The organism is Streptomyces sp. NPDC093510, assembly GCF_040683555.1.
Lineage (GTDB): Bacteria > Actinomycetota > Actinomycetes > Streptomycetales > Streptomycetaceae > Streptomyces.
Genome location: NZ_JBFBEE010000003.1, coordinates 1 through 16,630, shown reverse-complemented (window position 1 = coordinate 16,630; position 16,630 = coordinate 1). Strand labels below are relative to the sequence as shown.

At 71.4% G+C, this 16,630-nt stretch carries 12 protein-coding genes; 2 read left to right on the top strand and 10 right to left on the bottom strand.

The window, feature by feature from the left end:
• Positions 1 to 83: 83 nt before the first annotated feature.
• Positions 84 to 1,229 carry a M48 family metallopeptidase gene (locus AB0N81_RS04860; protein WP_365355716.1) on the top strand — a complete coding sequence of 382 codons (1,146 nt, stop codon included), beginning with the start codon at positions 84 to 86 and terminating at the stop codon, positions 1,227 to 1,229.
• Between the two features lie 18 nt (positions 1,230 to 1,247).
• Here the strand turns inward: AB0N81_RS04860 and AB0N81_RS04855 are convergent, their stop codons facing one another.
• From AB0N81_RS04855 to proB, 5 genes are all read right to left on the bottom strand, one after another.
• Positions 1,248 to 2,366, bottom strand: a complete 1,119-nt coding sequence (locus AB0N81_RS04855) for a hypothetical protein (protein ID WP_365355714.1) — start codon at positions 2,364 to 2,366, stop codon at positions 1,248 to 1,250.
• A gap of 66 nt (positions 2,367 to 2,432) precedes the next feature.
• Positions 2,433 to 3,044 carry a hypothetical protein gene (locus AB0N81_RS04850; protein ID WP_365355712.1) on the bottom strand — a complete coding sequence of 204 codons (612 nt, stop codon included), beginning with the start codon at positions 3,042 to 3,044 and terminating at the stop codon, positions 2,433 to 2,435.
• A 92-nt stretch (positions 3,045 to 3,136) separates the two neighbouring features.
• Complete coding sequence (locus AB0N81_RS04845; RefSeq protein ID WP_365355710.1) at positions 3,137 to 4,429, bottom strand: glutamate-5-semialdehyde dehydrogenase; 1,293 nt, start codon at positions 4,427 to 4,429, stop codon at positions 3,137 to 3,139.
• Between the two features lie 91 nt (positions 4,430 to 4,520).
• A complete protein-coding gene (locus tag AB0N81_RS04840; RefSeq protein WP_365355708.1) occupies positions 4,521 to 5,009 on the bottom strand; it encodes a hypothetical protein in 489 nt (162 codons plus the stop codon).
• Between the two features lie 214 nt (positions 5,010 to 5,223).
• Entirely contained in the window at positions 5,224 to 6,330 is a 1,107-nt protein-coding gene (gene proB, locus AB0N81_RS04835) for a glutamate 5-kinase (RefSeq protein WP_365355706.1), read from the bottom strand.
• Positions 6,331 to 6,629: 299 nt separating this feature from the next.
• Here proB and AB0N81_RS04830 point away from each other — a divergent pair, with 299 nt between their 5' ends.
• Complete coding sequence (locus AB0N81_RS04830; RefSeq protein ID WP_365355704.1) at positions 6,630 to 8,729, top strand: hypothetical protein; 2,100 nt, start codon at positions 6,630 to 6,632, stop codon at positions 8,727 to 8,729.
• Between the two features lie 101 nt (positions 8,730 to 8,830).
• Here the strand turns inward: AB0N81_RS04830 and obgE are convergent, their stop codons facing one another.
• The 5 genes from obgE to AB0N81_RS04805 all read right to left on the bottom strand — a co-directional run.
• Positions 8,831 to 10,279, bottom strand: coding sequence for a GTPase ObgE (obgE, locus tag AB0N81_RS04825; RefSeq protein WP_365355702.1), 1,449 nt, complete (start codon positions 10,277 to 10,279; stop codon positions 8,831 to 8,833).
• Positions 10,280 to 10,402: 123 nt separating this feature from the next.
• Entirely contained in the window at positions 10,403 to 10,657 is a 255-nt protein-coding gene (gene rpmA / locus AB0N81_RS04820; protein WP_365355700.1) for a 50S ribosomal protein L27, read from the bottom strand.
• Positions 10,658 to 10,671: 14 nt separating this feature from the next.
• A complete protein-coding gene (rplU, locus tag AB0N81_RS04815; protein WP_365355698.1) occupies positions 10,672 to 10,992 on the bottom strand; it encodes a 50S ribosomal protein L21 in 321 nt (106 codons plus the stop codon).
• A 195-nt stretch (positions 10,993 to 11,187) separates the two neighbouring features.
• Complete coding sequence (locus AB0N81_RS04810; RefSeq protein ID WP_365355696.1) at positions 11,188 to 12,534, bottom strand: phospholipase D-like domain-containing protein; 1,347 nt, start codon at positions 12,532 to 12,534, stop codon at positions 11,188 to 11,190.
• A gap of 217 nt (positions 12,535 to 12,751) precedes the next feature.
• Positions 12,752 to 16,630 (bottom strand): Rne/Rng family ribonuclease (locus AB0N81_RS04805; RefSeq protein WP_365355694.1); only part of this gene is annotated, 3,879 nt, incomplete at its 5' end.

Below are 16,630 nucleotides of genomic sequence, written 5' to 3'. Positions count from 1 at the left end.
TGTGTGCTGCCCTGTCACGGTATCTCCGCCTAGGCTGGGCCCCACCTCGGGGGCACGGGAGGACGAGACATGGGGGATGCGGCATGACCGACGACAACCACCGCGGCGGGGACGGCGCGGGCCACGAGCGCGTGCCGAGCCGGCAGCGCAGGCGCTTCCCCGGCATCTCGTCGCGGGCCTACGAGCACCCGGCGGACCGCTCGGCCCTGGTGGCCCTGCGCAAGCTGACCGGGTTCGACACGGTCTTCAAGGCGCTCAGCGGCCTGCTGCCCGAGCGGAGCCTCAGGCTCCTGTTCCTGTCGGACTCCGTGCGCGTGTCCGACGCGCAGTTCGCGCACCTCAACACCATGCTGCGGGACGCCTGTTACATCCTGGACCTGGAGAAGGTCCCGCCGATGTACGTCAACCAGGACCCGAACCCGAACGCGATGTGCATCGGCCTGGACGAGCCGATCATCGTCGTGACGACGGGCCTGGTCGAGCTGCTCGACGAGGAGGAGATGCGGGCGGTCGTCGTCGGCCACGAGGTGGGCCACGCGCTCTCCGGCCACTCCGTCTACCGCACGATCCTCCTCTTCCTCACGAACCTCGCCCTGAAGGTCGCGTGGATCCCGCTCGGCAATGTCGCGATCATGGCGATCGTGACGGCGCTGCGCGAGTGGTTCCGCAAGTCCGAGCTGTCGGCGGACCGCGCGGGCCTGCTGGTCGGACAGGACCTGAAGGCCTCGATGCGCGGTCTGATGAAGCTCGCGGGCGGCAACCACCTGCACGAGATGAACGTGGACGCGTTCCTGGAGCAGGCCGAGGAGTACGAGGCCGGGGGCGACCTGCGCGACTCCGTGCTGAAGATCCTGAACATCCTGCCGCGCACGCACCCCTTCGCCACGGTCCGCGCCGCCGAGCTGAAGAAGTGGGCCGAATCCCGCGACTACCAGCGGATCATGGACGGCCACTACCCCCGCCGCGACGAGGACAGGGACACCTCGGTCTCCGACTCCTTCCGGCAGTCCGCGTCGTCGTACGCCGACGACGTGCGCAACAGCAAGGACCCGCTGATGAAGCTGGTCAACGACATCGCGGGCGGCGCGGGCGACCTGGGCGGCAAGCTCCGCGGAAAGTTCACGGGCCAGAGCGGTCAGAGCGGTCAGAGCGGTCAGAGCGGCCAGAGCGGTCACGGCGGCCAGGGCGGCCAGGGCGACGACGGTTCGCCGGGCGACAAGCAGCCGTAGAAAACACGTCGGACCACGTCACGACGGAGAGAGCGAAGGCTGCGCCGAAGCCGCGAGGGACCCGCACAGCGCCGTCGCGCCCCCGGTCGCGTACGGATCCGTGCCCGCCGGGCCGGCCGCCTTCGCCTTCTGCCCGGCGAGCAGCGGCCGCAGGTGGTTCGCCGACTCGCCCCCGCAGGCGAGGGGGCCCGCCTGCGTCGCGGAGGTGACCAGCTCGGCCCGGTGCATCCGCAGGTCGTCGCGGTCGAAGCGGAAGTGCACCTCGCGGCGGACGGTGAACAGGGACGCCTCGGCCTTCTCCTCCGTGCCCGCAGCGTCCCCGGCGCCCCCGCCGCCCCCGGTCCCTTTCCGCACGGGCTTCAGCGCGTACACGAACGTGTGCTCCGAGGTCACCTCGAGCGTGTTCTTGCCGGCCTCCACGACCCGCAGCGCGCCCTCGGTCCTGACCCGGTTGTCGGCGAGCGCGGTCTTCGCCGGGTCGAACCGCACCAGCCACCCCGTCGCCGCGTGCCGCCCGTCGGCCACCGGGTGGGCGAAGCTCCGGTCGAACTGGGCGAGTTGCTCCGGGTCGACCAGGAGGCGCACGGAGCGCTCGGAGCCGCCGGTGAGGACGTCCGGGGCGAGCGAGGACTCGACCAGATAGTCCTTGGCGGTGACCAGCGCCGCCATCACCTGACTGTCCGAGAAGTGCGAAGTGCGGCGTACAGGGGGGAGGTTGATGCCCGCGGCGCCCACCCTGAGCTGCGCGGCGGGGCTGTGCGCGTAGAGGTCGGAGACGCTGGTCGAGCCGGGTACGCGGCCCGCGGGCGCGAGTGGTATCACCGTCATGCGCAGCGGCTCGGGGCGCTTGGCGGTCGGGGGATGGTACGGATTTCGTACGCCCATGTAGATCGCCGTGCCGAAGGCGACCGCGATCAGCACGGCGAGGATCACGAGCTGGCGGGACAGGCCCCGGTGGCGTGCGGGGCGGCGGCGCACGGCGCGCGTGTGGTCGCCCATGCGCTCCTGCGCGGAGAACTCCTGGAGGCGGGCAGCGCGCACGAACGACTCGTCGAAGACAACCGATCGGTACTCGTCCTCGCCACCGCCGGGAGCGCCCTCGGGTGTCCCTGCGGGTGGGTCTCCTGGCCCGCCCATACCTTCAGAGTAGGTCTCCGGGGCGTCAGGTAAACGCCCTGGTACACGACAAGTTCGGTCAACTCTTCACGGTGTGCGGGGCTCCGCAGGCACCGCCGACCGGCTGAACTCGGCCGAGACGGAGGGGCTGGGCGGCGCCTCCTGTCCCGCGCTCTGTCCGACCTCGGTCGAGGCGGGTGCGGGCACCTGGTCCTGGCGGCCCGAGGAGGCTCCTCGGTAGACGGCGGTGAAGGCGAGGGCGACCATGCCGATGCCCATCAGGAGGGCCAGCATCCAGGCGATGGGGCGGTGCCAGCGGGCCTGGCCGGGGTGGCGGCCGGGGCGGCCGTACCGCCGGTCGGGGGCGTCGTACTCGTAGGCATCGTCGGAGTCGTCGTCGCGGCCGAACTCGTTGTCGTCGGGCCCGAAGCCTTCGTCGTACAGCTCGTCGTCGGTCGCGTCGTGGCCACGGCCGCGGGGGCGGGCCCGCCGGGCCTCGGCCTCCGATGCCTCGGCGCGCGCCTGGGCGGCGGCCAACAGCCGCTCGACGGCGGTCGGTTCGTGTATCTCCGCGGCCCGCACGAAGTCCTCGTCGAAGACCACGGAGGCGAACTCTTCGTCCGCACCCCCGCGGTCGCGGTCGTCGTCGGGCTCCCAGCCGTCAGGGAACGACGGCGTGCCCCCCACGTCCTCCGGCACCCCTCCAGCGTAGCCCTGGAGGGGGCAATTTGGGCAGACGGCAAGGGAATTCGGCCGGTAAGGGAGTGCCACCGGGAATGTCAGCAGGAATGTCAGCGGATGTGGCCGTCGCCCGTCACGATGTACTTGGTCGAGGTCAGCTCGGGCAGCCCCATCGGGCCGCGCGCGTGCAGCTTCTGCGTGGAGATGCCGATCTCGGCGCCGAAGCCGAACTGGCCGCCGTCGGTGAAGCGCGTCGAGGCGTTGACGGCGACCGTCGTGGAGTCCACGAGCTGGGTGAAGCGGCGCGCGGCCTGCTGCGAGGTGGTGACGATGGCCTCGGTGTGCCCGGAGGTCCACAGCCTGATGTGCTCGACGGCCTGCTCCAGCGTGTCGACGACGGCGGCCGCGATGTCGTACGAGAGGTACTCGGTCTCCCAGTCCTCGGTCGTCGCGGGCACGACGGTGGCCTTGGAGGCGTCCCCGTGGGCGAGGACGCGTTCGTCGGCGTGCACGGTCACCCCGGCGTCCGCGAGGGCGTCCAGGGCGCGCGGCAGGAACGCGTCGGCGATGTCGCGGTGCACGAGCAGCGTCTCGGCGGCGTTGCAGACGCTGGGGCGCTGGGCCTTGGAGTTGATCAGGATGTCGATGGCCATGTCGATGTCGGCGGCGGCGTCCACGTAGACGTGGCAGTTGCCCGTGCCGGTCTCGATGACGGGGACCGTGGACTCCTCGACGACGGTCTTGATCAGTGAGGCGCCGCCGCGCGGGATGAGCACGTCGACGAGGCCGCGGGCCCGCATCAGCTCGCGCACGGAGTCGCGGTTCTCGCCCGGGACGAGCTGGACGGCGTCGGCGGGCAGGCCCGCGCCGTGCACCGCGTCGCGCAGGACCCGCACGAGGGCGGTGTTCGACGCGTACGCCGACGACGAGCCGCGCAGCAGTACCGCGTTGCCGGACTTCAGGCAGAGGGCCGCCGCGTCCACGGTGACGTTCGGGCGGGCCTCGTAGATGATTCCGACGACGCCGAGCGGTACGCGGACCTGGCGCAGGTCGATGCCGTTGGGGAGGGTCGAGCCGCGGACGACCTCGCCGACGGGGTCGGGCAGGGCGGCCACGTCGCGCACGTCGGCGGCGATGGCGCGGACCCGCTCCGGGGTGAGGGTGAGGCGGTCGACGATCGACTCGCTGGTCCCTGCGTCGCGGGCGCGCTCGGTGTCCTTGCCGTTGGCCTCGACGATCTCGGCGGTCCGCACTTCGAGGGCGTCGGCGATCGCGAGCAGCGCGTCGTCCTTGGCCGCGCGCGGCAGCGGGGCGAGCGTGGCGGCGGCGCCGCGGGCGCGGTAGGCGGCCTCGGCGACCGGCGAGAGGTTGTCGTAGGGCGAGACGGAAGAGAGCGACGTCATGCCCGCAGGGTAATCCCCGCGCGCGGGGCGTCCACCCGGTGTTCCAGTCCCCGAGACCGCCGGCGGGCCGGTACCCCCGTGGGACGACGGCTCAAAAGGGGTGCACGCCGACGGGGGTGGCCGGTAACGGACCGTAACCCTCCGCGATGCGTTGGTGATACGTGTCGCGGCCGATCACTTCGAGCCCCACGATCTCCCACGGCGGCAGCTGCGCGCTCATCCGGTGCTCGCCCCAGAGCCGCAGGGCGACCGCGGCCGCGTCGTGCAGATCGCGGGCCTCTTCCCAGTAGCGGATCTCGGCGTGGTCCGGCGCGTACCTGCTGGTGAGCAGAAAGGGGTGGTCGTGGGCGAGCTGTTCGAGACCTCGCCTGACGTCGTCCAGCGGGGCTTCGACGCCCGAGACGCTCAGCGTGACGTGCCACAGCCGGGGCCCCTGCGCACCGTCGCCCTCCCGGCTCTCGCCCCTGTCGCCTTCTTGCGCCCCGTGCGGGTCGCTCTCGTACGCCGTTCCCGCCCCGACGCTCGTCAGCGTCCGCTCAGCCGAGCCGCGGGACGCCGCCCCTGGGCGCACTCGTCTCACGACGGCCTCCTTACGCAATGGTGGTGCCGATACGCAACGGTCGTGCAGAACTGTCTTCAACAAAGTTGAGCAGGCCAAGCAGTCCCGCGGGGCGGTTTTGGGGAGTTTCACCTTCCGCGGGCCGGTCGGCGGGGGTCGTTCGCGACGGTTTTCGGCCGGGGCGTATGGGGCGCGTGGGGCGGGTGGGCCGAGGCGACCTGGGGCTTTCCTGGAGCTATCCGTGCAGCAGGACGAGGTCGTCCCGGTGCACGACCTCCCTCTCGTACGCAGGTCCGAGTTCCCGCGCGAGATCACGTGTGGAGCGGCCGATGAGCATCGGGATCTCCTTGGCGTCGAAGTTCACCAGGCCGCGCGCCACCGCCCGGCCCGCGGCGTCCCGCAGCTCGACCGGGTCGCCCGCGGTGAAGTCGCCCTCGACTGCGGCGATACCGGCCGGCAGCAGCGACTTGCGGCCCTCGACGACCGCGCGCACGGCCCCCTCGTCGAGGGTGATCGCGCCCCGCGGCTCGGAGGCGTGCTGCAGCCAGAGGAGACGGTCGGCGGAGCGGCGTCCCGTGCGGTGGAAGTAGGTGCCGGTGGCGCGGCCCGTGAGGGCGTCCCCGGCCTGGCTCGCGGAGGTCAGGACGACGGGGATGCCGGCGGCCGCGGCGATCCGGGCCGCCTCGACCTTGGTGACCATGCCGCCGGTGCCGACGCCCGCCTTGCCCGCGCTGCCGATCTCGACGTGTGCCATGTCGGCGGGGCCCCTGACCTCCTCTATGCGGGAGGTGCCCGGCCGGGCGGGGTCGCCGTCGTAGAGGCCGTCCACGTCGGAGAGGAGGACGAGGAGGTCGGCGTGGACGAGGTGGGCGACAAGGGCGGCGAGCCGGTCGTTGTCGCCGAAGCGGATCTCGTCGGTGGCCACGGTGTCGTTCTCGTTCACGACGGGCAGCGCGCCCATCGCGAGCAGCTGGTCGAGGGTGCGCGAGGCGTTGCGGTGGTGGGCCCTGCGGGCCATGTCGTCGGAGGTGAGGAGCACCTGTCCGACGCGTACGCCGTAGCGCGCGAAGGAAGCGGTGTAGCGGGCCACGAGGAGGCCCTGGCCGACGCTGGCGGCGGCCTGCTGCCGGGCGAGGTCCTTGGGGCGCCGGACGAGGCCCAGTGGGGCGAGACCCGCGGCGATGGCGCCGGACGAGACGAGCACGATCTCGCGTTCGCCGCCGCTCCTGCTCTTCGCCAGCACGTCGACGAGCGCGTCGACACGGTCCGCGTCCAGGCCCCCCGACGCGGTGGTCAGGGACGACGACCCGACCTTCACGACGACCCGCCGGGCCTCTGCCACTGACTGCCTTGCCGCTGCCACGCTCTTCCCCAACTGTCCCGATGCCCCGGATCTGCGTTTTCTCCGGATCCGCAGGTATTCGGACCTGCACGCTCCGGACCTGCAATCTACGCGGCGCGCCGAGGCCTATTCGAGTCAGAGGCGAAAAACGACCTTGAGGTTCAGTCTTCTTTGCCCCTTTATCCGGTGATTGATGTCACGGAAGATTGCTAGGGAGCCACTGCGCGTCATACGGTCAGTGGTCGACTTCCCCCCAGTTTCCCTTCATCCCCCTTCATCCCCGCCAGGAGCCCAAGCCCGTGCCCTCTGCCGGACTCGCCCCCCGTCGCATCGTGCAGCTGTCAGCGCTGTTCGCGATGTTCGCGCTCTTCGCGACACAGCTCGCGACCGCGCTGATCCCCTACGTCCCGGTGTTCATCGCCGCGGCCGCCGCGAACCTCGCGCTCGACATCTATCTGCAGTACAAGCAGCCGGGCCTCCTCTCCCTCCTTGGCAAGATCCGCTTCGACGTCACGGTGCGCCAGCTCCTGCGCGACATGCTGATCCTCGTCGGGCTGCTGCGCATCGACGGCATAGAGCCGCTGGCCGAGCAGTCGCCGCTGACCATCGCGCTGCTCGCCTTCTACGCCCTGCACTTCGGATGCCAGGCCATCGCCGTGCTGGTGCGCCGCACCCGTTCGCTGCCGATCGTCACCCGCAACATCGACGCCTCGGCGCTGCACCTGACGGCCGCCCCGCCGCGCATCCTGTCCCGCCGCCAGGCCCACCGCCTGCTGACCTTCTCGGTCCCGTCGACGATCGGCCTGCTCGTCACCGCGGGCACCACCGACGCGTACTGGGGCGGCATCGGGCTCGCCGTCTCCCTCACGCTGATCGGTGCCGGCGCGCTCTACCTCGGCACCTGGCTGCTGCCGAAGAAGCGGGCCAAGAACGACCAGAAGGTCATCGAGTGGCTCGACGCGTGGCTGGCGGAGTACAAGCCGACCGTCGCCATGTACTTCTCGGGCGGCACCACGTCCGCCTACCAGGCGAACATGTGGCTCTCCACGCTCGGCGCGCTCGACGGCAAGCCGCTGATCGTGCTGCGCGAGCGGTTCATGGTGCAGAAGATCGACGCGACCGACGTCCCGATCATCTGCTTCCCGAAGGTCGCCACGATGTTCTCGCTGGAGACGTCGACGCTGAAGACGATGCTGCACCCGGCGAACGCCGCGAAGACCTCGCAGGTCCTGCGCATCCCCACGATCAAGCACGCCTTCATCAACCACGGCGAGAGCGACAAGCTCTCCTCCTGCAACCCCTACGCGAAGGCGTACGACGAGGTGTGGGTGGCGGGCCCCGCGGCCCGCGAGCGCTACCAGCTCGCGGACATCGGCGTGGACGACCGCGACGTGGTCGAGGTCGGCCGCCCCCAGCTGTCCCCGATCCGCCCGTTCTCCGGCGCGCCCACCGGGCCGTACACGACGGTCCTCTACGCCCCCACCTGGGAGGGCTGGGACGGCAACCCCGGCAACACCTCGGTGGTCCTGGCCGGCGAGAACATCGTCCGTGAGCTCCTCGCGGACCCGGGTGTACGCCTCCTCTACAAGCCGCACCCGATGACCGGCTCGCAGGACCCGCGCGCGGGCGCCGCCAACGAGCGCATCAAGGCGATGATCCTCGCGGCCAACCAGAAGCGTTCCGGCGCCCGGCCGGGCCCCGAGGCCGCGGCCGAGCTGGCCCGGCGCACCGAGGAGCTCGACCAGCTGACCGCGCGGCGCTTCCGCAAGAGCGCGGACGAACAGGAGCGGATGATGCTCCAGGGCTCCCCGGACGGCGACCAGCAGAGCGCGGTGGACGCGGCGACGACCGCGTGGGAGACCGCGTTCTGGGCCTCCTTCCCCGAGTGGGAGCACCAGATCATCACGTCCGCGCGCCCGGCGATCTTCGCCTGCTTCAACCAGGCGGACCTGCTGATCAGCGATGTCTCCTCGGTCGTCTCCGACTGGCTGAGCAGCGAGAAGCCCTACGCCGTCGCCAACACGGCGGGCATGTCCGAGGCGGAGTTCCGCGCGAGCTTCCCGACCGCGTCCGCGGCGGCCATCCTCACCCCCGAGGCGGACGGCGTGGCGGCCCTTCTGAAGGCCGTACGCGCCCCGGAGCTCGACACCCACGCGGAGGCCCGCGCCGAGCTCAAGGAGCACCTCCTGGGCCCCTCGGACCCGCCTTCCCTGGTCCGCTTCAACGCCGCGGCCCTCGCCCTGAGCGCCAAGGCCGACGCCCGCCGCGCCCGCATGACCTCCCGCATCGACGCGGACATCCCGGGCCAGCGCATCGCGGAGGAAGCGGCGGAGGAGATGGAACAGGACCCGAACGAATCGAACGAGTCGAACGGCGCGGAGGACTCGGTCACGGCGTGAGCCTCTGATCGCACCCGCGCGTCAGCGCATACGCAGAAGGGCCCCGGAGCTTTCCAGCTCCGGGGCCCTTCTCGTTGTCGTACGCACCCTGCCCTGAAGTGCTAGAAGGGCTTGAAGTCGTCGTACTCCTTCTGCGCCTCGTCCCGCTCCGCGTCGCGGTCCCTGCGCCGCTGGGCGGCCGGCCGCGGCGCTTCGAGACGGTGGTCCTCGCCACGGCGTCCGAGCATCTCCGCACCCGCCATCATCGTCGGCTCCCAGTCGAAGACGACCGCGTTGTCCTCGGGGCCGATGGCGACGCCGTCGCCGTTGCGCGCGCCGGCCTTCATCAGCGCCTCCTCGACGCCGAGGCGGCTGAGACGGTCCGCGAGATAGCCGACGGCCTCGTCGTTCTGGAAGTCGGTCTGGCGCACCCAGCGCTCCGGCTTCTCACCGCGCACACGGTACAGCGGCTCGCCGCCGACCTCCTCGCGGGTGACCGTGAAGCCGGTGTCGTCGACGGCCTTGGGGCGGATGACGATGCGGGTCGCCTCCTCCTTCGGCTTCGCGGCACGCGCCTCGCCGACCAGCTCCGCGAGGGCGAAGGACAGCTCCTTGAGGCCCTTGTGGGCGACGGCCGACACCTCGAAGACGCGGTAGCCGCGCTCTTCCAGGTCGGGGCGGACCAGGTCCGCGAGGTCCTGTCCGTCCGGCACGTCGATCTTGTTCAGGACGACGATGCGCGGCCGGTTCTCCAGCCCCGCGCCGTACTCCCGCAGCTCGGCCTCGATGACGTCGAGGTCGGAGACGGGGTCGCGGTCGGACTCCAGGGTCGCCGTGTCGAGCACGTGCACGAGCACGCTGCACCGCTCGACGTGCCGCAGGAACTCCAGGCCGAGGCCGCGGCCCTGGCTGGCGCCCGGGATGAGGCCGGGCACGTCCGCGACGGTGTAGACGGTCGAACCGGCCGTCACCACACCGAGGTTGGGGACGAGCGTCGTGAACGGGTAGTCCGCGATCTTCGGCTTCGCCGCGCTCAGCACGGAGATCAGCGAGGACTTGCCCGCGCTCGGGTAGCCCACGAGGGCGACGTCGGCGACGGTCTTGAGCTCCAGGACGACGTCCCGGGACTCGCCGGGCTCGCCGAGCAGCGCGAAGCCGGGGGCCTTGCGGCGGGCGGAGGCCAGCGCCGCGTTGCCGAGGCCGCCGCGGCCGCCCTGGCCCGCGACGAAGGTGGTGCCCTGGCCGACCATGTCCGCCAGTACGTTGCCCTGCTTGTCGAGGACGACCGTGCCGTCCGGGACGGGCAGGACGAGGTCCTGGCCGTCCTTGCCGGAGCGGTGGTCGCCGGCGCCGGGCTGGCCGTTGGTGGCCTTGCGGTGCGGGCTGTGGTGGTAGTCGAGGAGGGTGGTGACGTCCTGGTCGACGACCAGGATCACGTCGCCGCCACGGCCGCCGTTGCCGCCGTCCGGGCCGCCGAGCGGCTTGAACTTCTCACGGTGGACGGAGGCACAGCCGTGGCCCCCGCTACCCGCGGCGGCGTACAGCTCGACGCGGTCCACGAAGGTGGTCATGGTTCAGTGCCTCCAGAAACGTACGGAAATGTCTTACGTCTAACACGCGAAAGGCGGACCTGCTTCCCGAAACCGGGAAGAGAGGTCCGCCCTCGCGAAGAACGTGTTCTACGGCAGCCTGTGTCAGGCGACCGGAACGACGTTGACGACCTTGCGGCCGCGGTGGGTACCGAACTCCACCGCACCGGCGTCCAGCGCGAACAGGGTGTCGTCCTTGCCGCGGCCGACGCCCGAACCCGGGTGGAAGTGCGTGCCACGCTGGCGGACCAGGATCTCACCGGCGTTGACGACCTGACCGCCGAAGCGCTTCACGCCGAGCCGCTGAGCATTGGAGTCGCGACCGTTCCGAGTGGACGATGCGCCCTTCTTGTGTGCCATCTTGTCTCAGTCCCTTACTTCGCAGCCGTGGGGATACCGGTGATCTTGATCGCCGTGTACTGCTGACGGTGACCCTGACGACGGCGGTAACCGGTCTTGTTCTTGTAGCGAAGGATGTCGATCTTCGCGCCCTTGTGGTGGTCCACGACCTCGGCCTGGACCTTGATGCCGGCAAGCACCCACGGGTCGCTCGTCACGGCTTCGCCGTCGACAACGAGCAGGGTCGAGAGCTCGACCGTGTCGCCAACCTTGGCAGTGGAAATCTTGTCAACCTCAACGATGTCGTCGACAGCAACCTTGTGCTGGCGACCACCGCTGCGCACGATGGCGTACACGCGGATCTCTCTCTCGCTCGGAACGGTGCCCCCGCAGTCCAGCCGCCCGCAGAGCGGACGGCCTCTCCCGACCCGGAACAGTGCCCACGAAACGGGAGGAAAAAGGTTTACAGGGGGTGGCGGTGCATAGGAACACGCCGACGGTCAAGGTTACGGGGCCGACCCGGAAGGGTCAAACCGGCCCCGCACCCCCGCTCACGTGGGCTCGCCGTCCGGCGGCAGCGGCTTGACGCCCTTGCACAGGTCCGTCTTGTCGGCGCTGCCCGGCCAGGCCACGGCCCGCGTGCGGTCGAAGTGCGAGCGGTACGTGTCGTGCACCGAGTCGTCGTCTATTTTGACGATCGCCTCGTCGTTCTCGCGCAGCGCGGGCGCCGTGTAGTTCTGCGAGCCCGTGAAGGAGACCTTGTTCCGCTTGCCGTCGTACATGCCGTCGACCAGCAGGTACTTCGAGTGGATGATGTACGGCGTCGTGAGGCGGGTGCCGGGGTGCAGGGGGTCCCGGTCGTCGTTGTAGCAGCGCACGGACGGGCCGCCCGACTTGTGCAGCTGCTCCCAGGTGCCCGGGGTGCCGCCCTGGCTCTTGGCGCTGTCCGTCTCCGCGTACAGGATGCTGACCGAGCAGCCGGCCTTCTTCAGCGAGACGAGCTTGTCGGCGATCTGCTTCCGCGTGATCTTGAAGATGGCGGCACGGACCTTCGTGTGCTGCGTCACGCCGGCCGCGTCCTTGTACGTGCACTTCACGTTGTTCAGGACCGAGTACATGGTGTCGGTCTCGTTGACCGTGCCGTTGCGCGGGAAGAAGTACGCCTTGTAGCGGCCGCTGCTGACCGTGCGGTAGTCCCAGTCGGCCCAGCGCTTGCCGAGCATGTCCGTGAAGTACTCCGCGTACGCGTCGTACATCGCGGGGTTGTCCGGCAGCAGCAGCGCGTCGTTGTAGAACTTCGTGTGCGCCGACGGCGTCGAGTTCGACGTGGTCTGCACGACCACGTCCCTGGCGCCCTCGACCTCCGAGAACAGCCAGAACTTGTTGTGCATGATCGACTTGCCGTAGCTCGGGTTGCCCAGGCAGGACTTCCCTGTCGGGCAGAGCGATACGAACGACGACCTGGTCCTGTCCGTGCCGAGCGCCGACTTCAGCGTGTTGTACGAGGTGTTCGTCGGCCGGTCGCTCCTGCTGGTCTCGTCGAGCAGGACCTGTACGCGCACGCCGCGGTTCTTGGCGTCGACGAGCGCGTTGACGACCGAGGCCTCCCATACGTGGTAGACCGCGACCTTGATCGTCGAGCCGGGCACCGCGGAGTTCGTCAGCTCGATCAGCCGGGACCGGATCGCGTACTGCTGGTCGGCCGTGCCGTTCGGATCGTTGAAGATCGGCCCTTCCGTCCAGGTGGGCCCGGTGTCCGCCGACGCGGTCCCCACGGAACCCGCGGCCTGGACTCCCGCCGCCGAGAGGACCGTGGCCAGCGCCACCGCCTGGCGGCCGCCCTTGACCGGTTTCACCGCACGGTGTCGTCCCGTGCCTCGCAGGCGCCCGTGCGCCATGTGTCATCCCTCCCCCGACGCGGCACGCCTTCTCCCCAAACACGCGCACACGTCACTGTTCGTTCATCAGACCGCATGAGTTTTACAGGTATCCCCCCGTAGCTCCAAGAGAGGGCCTCCCACTTCACGCTTTCGGGCTGTGGGAGCGCGTTTACCTGACACAGCGGTGCCCCCCGCCCGGCGTACTCGCCGTGCGGGGGGCACCGGGGCGAAGAGGTCAGCCCTCGTCGGCCGCGCTCGCGGAGACACCGGACGGCGCCTGCTCGGCCGCCGCGGCCTTCTTCGCCGTCGCCTTCGACGCCTTCTTGGCCGTCGTCTTCTTCGCGGCCGTCTTCTTGGTAGCCGTCTTCTTCGCGGCCGTCTTGGTGGCCGCCGTCTTCTTCGCAGGCGCCTTCTTGGCCGCCTTGCGCGCCGTCTTCTTGGCCGGTGCGGCTTCCTCGGCGGGGGCCTCGGCGGGTGCCTCGGCCTTCTCGGGAGCCTTCTCCGCCGACGTCGACGGGACGACCAGGACGGCCGCCTCCTCGGACGCGGTCGGCGCGGTGGCCTTGCGGACCGCACGGCGGCGCGGACGCGGCGGCGCCGCGTCGGTCACGGGCGCCTGTGCGGCGGGCTCGGGCGCCGGCTCGGCGACCGGCTCGGCCTTGGGGGCCTCCACGACCACCTCGGCGGCCTGACCGCTCTCGGCGCCCTCGGCGGGCTTCGGGGACCCGGCGGGCGACGTCGCCTTGCGGACCGCACGGCGGCGCGTACGTCCCTTCGGCGCGGCGTCGTCCACAGGAGCCGCGGGAGCCTCGGGAGCCGTCTCAGCCGTCTCATGGGCCTCCTGCGCCGCCTCGACGGCCTCAGGGCTGCCCACGATCGGGTCCTCGACGGCCGGAGCCACCGTGCGCGCGACGTCGGAGTCGGCGACCGGGGTCTCGGCGGCCTTGGCCTCCGCCTCGGCCTTCGCGGCCCGCTCGGCGGCCCTGGCGCGCTTGCCCGCCTTCTTCGCGGCCTTCGGGGAGTCGGCCTTCGGAGAGTCGGCCTGCGGGGCGTCGAACTTCGGCGCCTCCTCCTCGGGAGCGGCCTCCACGCGGGGGGCGCCCGCAGGAGCCGACGCCCGGCGCGTCGCGCGCCGCCGCGAACGGCCGCGGGACGACGCTGCCGCCTCGGCCTCGGCCGCACTGCTGTACAGCTCCTCGTCCGCGACGAACTCGGGCTCGGGCAGCGCCACCGGAGCGGCCACCTCGGCCGCGAGCTCGTCCGCGGTCTCGGAGTCCGCGACCTCGTCCGCCGTCTCCATGTCGTGCGTGTGCTCGTGACCGTGGTCCTGGTGGTCCGGGCCGCCACGGCCGCGCTTCTTGCGCTTGCCGCCGCCGCCCGCGGAGGTGGGCTGCTCCATGTGCACGATGACGCCGCGGCCGTTGCAGTGCACGCAGGTCTCGGAGAAGGACTCCAGGAGTCCCTGGCCGACACGCTTGCGGGTCATCTGGACCAGGCCGAGCGAGGTGACCTCGGCGACCTGGTGCTTCGTACGGTCACGTCCGAGGCATTCGAGCAGGCGCCGCAGGACCAGGTCCCTGTTCGACTCCAGGACCATGTCGATGAAGTCGATGACGACGATGCCGCCCAGATCGCGCAGGCGCAGCTGGCGCACGATCTCCTCGGCCGCTTCGAGGTTGTTCCTCGTCACGGTCTCTTCGAGGTTGCCGCCCTGTCCGGTGAACTTGCCGGTGTTGACGTCGACGACGATCATCGCCTCGGTCTTGTCGATCACCAGCGAGCCGCCGCTCGGCAGCCAGACCTTGCGGTCCAGGGCCTTGGCGAGCTGCTCGTCGATGCGGTACGTCGCGAAGACGTCGACCTCGGACGTCCACCTGGAGAGGCGGTCCGCCAGGTCGGGGGCGACGTGCGCGACGTATCCGTGGATGGTCTCCCACGCCTCGTCACCGCTGACGATGACCTTCGAGAAGTCCTCGTTGAAGATGTCGCGGACGACACGGACGGTCATGTCCGGCTCGCCGTACAGCAGGCCCGGCGCGCTCGTGGAGGCCGCCTTCGCCTTCTTCTGGATGTCCTCCCACTGGCCCTGCAGACGCTCGACGTCGCGGCGCAGCTCGTCCTCGCTCGCGCCCTCGGCGGCGGTGCGCACGATGACGCCCGCGTCCTCGGGGACGATCTTCTTGAGGATGGTCTTCAGACGCGCGCGCTCGGTGTCGGGCAGCTTGCGGCTGATGCCGGTCATCGAGCCCTCGGGCACGTACACCAGATAGCGGCCGGGCAGCGAGACCTGGCTGGTCAGGCGGGCGCCCTTGTGGCCGATCGGGTCCTTCGTGACCTGCACGAGGACGGACTGGCCGGACTTCAGAGCGGACTCGATGCGGCGCGGCCCGTTGGCCATGCCGAGCGCCTCGAAGTTGACCTCACCGGCGTACAGGACGGCGTTGCGGCCCTTGCCGATGTCGATGAACGCGGCCTCCATGGACGGCAGCACGTTCTGGACCTTGCCCAGGTAGACGTTGCCGACGTACGAGGTGGCCTGCTCCTTGTTGACGTAGTGCTCGACGAGCACGTTGTCCTCGAGGACGCCGATCTGGGTGCGCTCGCCGTTCTGGCGGACGACCATCACGCGCTCGACGGCCTCGCGGCGCGCCAGGAACTCGGCCTCGGTGATGATCGGCACCCGGCGGCGGCCCTGCTCGCGGCCCTCGCGGCGGCGCTGCTTCTTGGCCTCCAGGCGCGTCGAGCCCTTGATGGACTGGACCTCGTCGGCGCCGGTGCCCGGCTCGCGCTCCTCCTTCTTGCGGGGCTCGCGGACCTTGACGACCGTGCGCTCCGGGTCGCTGTCGCCCGGCTCGCCCTCGGCGGAGTCACCGGCGCGACGACGGCGGCGACGACGGCGACGGCTGCTGCTGGAGCCGGAACCGTTGGCCTCCGACTCGTCGGCGTCCTCCGCCTCCTGCTCGGCGCTGTCCTCGGCGTCCTGCTCCGCCTGCTCGGCGGTGACCGTGTCGGCGTCGTCGGCGTCGTCGGAATCCTGGGCGTGGCGCGCGGATTCGTGCTGCTCGGCGTCCTGGTCGGCGGAGTCACCGCGGCGACGGCGGCGGCCACCGCGACGGCGACGGCGGCCCTGGCGCTCGCCGGACTCCTCCGTGTCGTCGTCGGAGTCGGCCTGCTCGACCTGGTCCGCGGCGTCCTCGGGCTCGTCGGCGGGCTGCTCGTCGGCGGCCTTGGCCGCCTCGCGCTCCTCGACGGCGGGCTGCTCGTCCGCGGCCCGACGGCGGCGGCGCCTGCGCGGCGTCGGCTCCTCCTCCACCACGGCGGGGGCGGGCTCGGCGGGCTCTTCCTCCGCGGCCTCGGCGGCGGCCGCCGCGGCGGCACTCTCCGGGGTCTGGAACATCGGCGCGGCGAACACCGGCGCCTGGAAGACGGCGACGGCCGGGCGGGGCTTGCGCCCGCCGTCCTCGCCGGACTCCTCGGCGCGCTGGGCCCTGCGGGCCTTGTGGCCGGACGGCGCGGAGAAGCCGGTGGCCGCGGTCTTGCGGGTGGCGCGGCGACGACGCCCACGGGGCGCTTCGTCATCGGCGCTGTCGGCGCTGTCGGCGGCGGCTTCCTCGACCGGAGCCTTCTCGGCGGCGGCCGGCTGCTCGGCGAGCTTGGCGGCCACCTCCTTCTCGGCGGCCTGCGGGGCACCGGCGGGAGCGGAAGCGGTGCGGGTGGCACGACGACGCGTACGACCCTTGGGCGCGTCCTCCTCGGCCACCGGCTCGGCGACCGCTTCGGCCTGCGCGGGAGCCTCCTCAGCGGCCTGTGGGGCACCGGCGGGAGCAGAAGCAGTGCGCGTGGCACGGCGACGTGCACGCCCCTTCGGAGCATCCTCCTCAGCGACCGGCTCAGCGACGGGCTCGGCCTGCGCGGGAGCCTCCTCGACAGCGGCGGCCGTCGCCGTCTCTTCGGCGGCCTGCGGCGCACCGGCGGGTGCGGAGGCGCGGCGGGTGGCACGGCGGCGCGGGCGCGCGGCCGGAGCGGTCTCCTCGGCGGTCTCCTGCTGCGGCGGGTCGCCGGAGGCCGCCGAAGAGACGGCGTCGGCCGGCGGTGTCGAGGAGGCTGCCGCGCC

Coding starts and splice junctions, on each gene's coding strand:
- AB0N81_RS04860 (WP_365355716.1), top strand. CDS start 84: ATGACCGACGACAACCACCGCGGCGGGGACGGCGCGGGCCACGAGCGC.
- AB0N81_RS04855 (WP_365355714.1), bottom strand. CDS start 2,366: ATGGGCGGGCCAGGAGACCCACCCGCAGGGACACCCGAGGGCGCTCCC.
- AB0N81_RS04845 (WP_365355710.1), bottom strand. CDS start 4,429: ATGACGTCGCTCTCTTCCGTCTCGCCCTACGACAACCTCTCGCCGGTC.
- obgE (WP_365355702.1), bottom strand. CDS start 10,279: ATGACCACCTTCGTGGACCGCGTCGAGCTGTACGCCGCCGCGGGTAGC.
- rpmA (WP_365355700.1), bottom strand. CDS start 10,657: ATGGCACACAAGAAGGGCGCATCGTCCACTCGGAACGGTCGCGACTCC.
- AB0N81_RS04810 (WP_365355696.1), bottom strand. CDS start 12,534: ATGGCGCACGGGCGCCTGCGAGGCACGGGACGACACCGTGCGGTGAAA.